The organism is Aminobacter sp. P4_H6_2 (assembly GCF_056400805.1).
This window is the reverse complement of record NZ_JBFUKO010000744.1, coordinates 1-2,427: the sequence shown is the minus strand read 5'-3', so window position 1 is coordinate 2,427 and position 2,427 is coordinate 1. Positions and strand designations below refer to the sequence as shown.

3 protein-coding genes are annotated in these 2,427 nt (G+C 62.0%); 1 reads left to right on the top strand and 2 read right to left on the bottom strand.

Annotated features, from left to right (window positions below; translation table 11 throughout):
* Both AC1DUU_RS29535 and AC1DUU_RS29530 read right to left on the bottom strand, forming a co-directional pair.
* Window positions 1-1,092, bottom strand: a 1,092-nt coding sequence (locus AC1DUU_RS29535) for an HlyD family secretion protein (protein WP_476786875.1), incomplete at its 3' end; no start/stop codon positions are given.
* Complete coding sequence (locus tag AC1DUU_RS29530; protein ID WP_476786876.1) at window positions 1,089-1,559, bottom strand: MarR family winged helix-turn-helix transcriptional regulator; 471 nt, start codon at window positions 1,557-1,559, stop codon at window positions 1,089-1,091. The genes AC1DUU_RS29535 and AC1DUU_RS29530, both read right to left, overlap by 4 nt.
* Before the next feature lie 162 nt (window positions 1,560-1,721).
* Between AC1DUU_RS29530 and AC1DUU_RS29525 the strand changes: the two genes are divergently transcribed.
* Window positions 1,722-2,336, top strand: coding sequence for a DsbA family protein (locus AC1DUU_RS29525; protein ID WP_476786874.1), 615 nt, complete (start codon window positions 1,722-1,724; stop codon window positions 2,334-2,336).
* Window positions 2,337-2,427 lie beyond the last annotated feature (91 nt).

Here is a 2,427-nt window from a genome sequence, read left to right as displayed (position 1 = left end):
GTCGATCGACACCGTGGCGCTCATGCCGGTGCGCATCGCCAAGCCAGCGTCGGCGGTGTCGACCTTGACCCGTACAGGGATGCGCTGCGTGACCTTGACCCAGTTGCCGGTGGCGTTTTGTGCCGGCAGCAATGAGAACTCCGCGCCAGTGCCGGCGCCGATCGCTTCCACCGTGCCGCGGAAGGTACGGTCGGGATAGGTGTCGAGCACAATATCGGCTTCCTGGCCTGGCTTCATATGGGTGAGCTGCGTTTCCTTGAAATTCGCTTCGACCCAGGTGTCGCCGGTCTCGACCAGGCTGAACAGCGCAGTACCTGCACTCACGAACTGACCGACCTTGAAGGATGCGGCCTGCGAGACCACACCGTCGGCAGGCGCGCGAACCGATGTCTGCGCCAGGTTGAAGGCTGCATTGTCACGCGCGGCGAGTGCCGCCAGCACTGTCGGGTGCTTGTCGGTCTCGATGTCCGGATTGCCACCGAGTGCCGCCTTGGCGCTGACGATGCCCTGCACGGCAGCGCTGTGCTGCTGCTGGGCCTTGTCGAGTTCCATGCGGGCCTCGTCCAGCGAAGACTTGGTATTCACGCCCTTGGTGACCAGATCGTTGCTGCGGTCGAACTGCGCCTGGGCATAATCGAGCCCGCTGGCCGCGACCCGCTCCTGCGCGACTGCCTGGCTGTAGGCGGCGCGAAGCTGCTCGACATTGAGACGTGCACCGGCGAGCGCGGCATCGGCCTGCGCCAAAGCGATCCTGTAGGGCTCGGGATCGACCTCAAACAGAAGGTCGCCGGCCTTCACCGTGGTGTTGTCGGCGACATCAACCTTGATGATGCGGCCGGCCGCCTCCGAGGCGATGATCATCCTGGCCTGACGCAGATTGGCGTTTTCGGTTTCCTGGTAACGGCCGCCGGTCACGTAGAAATAACCGCCTCCGACAACCAGGGCCAGCGGCAACGCCGCCATCAGCACAAAGCGGCCACGCCTCTTGGGAGCCGGCGCTGGTGCCGCCAATGCGGGCTGGAGCTGGGCTGCCGCTGGGCTCTCGAGTTCGAGCTTTAGGCTGTTTTCGTTCACTTTCGCCACCGCGTTCATTTTGTCGTCTCTCTCAAACAATTCACATTGGCGGGTTCGCCCGCGGAAAGGTTGTCGACTATGGTGCGCAGGCCATGGACCGTGGCGAGCCGCTCTTCGGGAGTAAGTCCGCTCAGCGCCCGCTCGTAGACCTCGCCGGCAACTGCCTTGACCTTGGAAAAGGCCTCAAGCGCCTTGTCGGTCGGAAAGATCATGCGCACACGCCTATCCGCATTGCCTTGACGGCGCTCGATCCAGCCGCCCTCCTCCATCCGGTCCAGCAGTCGCGACACGCTGATCGGCTCGATTTCGAGAAGTTCGGCAAGACGCGCCTGCGCCACACCCTCTTCCTTGACCAGCCTGACAAGCAGTCGCCATTGCGCCGCCGACAGCCCAAATTCGCTGCCGCGCTGCTCAAAGTTGCGACGCATCAACCGTGCCGCGTCGTGGATGAGGAAACCCAGCCTTTCGATGCCTTCATTTTTCATGAGCGGCATATATTATAAGCATGCTCACCATTCAAGCGGGGATTTTGCACTGCACCATGATTTTACGTTCACACTATAGTGCGCACGCGCGACGATCAGGCCGCTGTCAATCATGGCCGCTCATCGTTTAGGAAGGCCCCAGACATAAACAGGATCGATTGCATGCGGGACCGGTCGCCAAACAGGCGTCATATTCTCAAGGGCATTGCTGGCCTGAGCGTGATAGCGCCCATGCCGCTTTGGGCCAATCCAATGCCGAGCGTGGACGAAGTGGCCTTCGACCCGGACATACCGGTGCTCGGCAATCCGGACGGCAACGTCACTGTTGTGGAATTCACCGACTACCAGTGCCCCTACTGCAAGGTGAGTTTCATCGAACTCTCAAAGGTCATGGCTGAGGACGGCAACATCCGCGTTCTCTTGCGCGACTGGCCGATCTTCGGCGAAGTATCGCGCAACGCGGCTTTGCTGACGCTGGCTTCTCACAGCCAGGGCCGCTACGCCGACGCCGTCCGCACTTTGATGACCACCCATGACCGCCTGACGTTTCGCAGCACCGCCGACCTTCTGGGCGATATCGGCGTCGATGTCGCGCAAGCCCGCAGCGAGCTCGACACGCGTCGAGACATCTTCGTCGGCCTGCTTGCGCGCAGCCACGCCMAGGCTACAGCCTTCCAGCTCCGGGGCACGCCCGGCTTCCTGATCGGCAAGGCGCTGTACAAGCGCGGCATGACGGCTGACGACTTCCGCAAAGCCATTGCCCAGGCTCGGGTATAAACCCACGAATCTCGCTGTCATGTGGATGTCGTTCCCTTGACAGTAAAAGGGCGACGGCCTATCTCACCGGCACGTTAGCACTCTCCTGAAG

Coding starts and splice junctions, on each gene's coding strand:
- AC1DUU_RS29530 (WP_476786876.1), bottom strand. CDS start 1,559: ATGAAAAATGAAGGCATCGAAAGGCTGGGTTTCCTCATCCACGACGCG.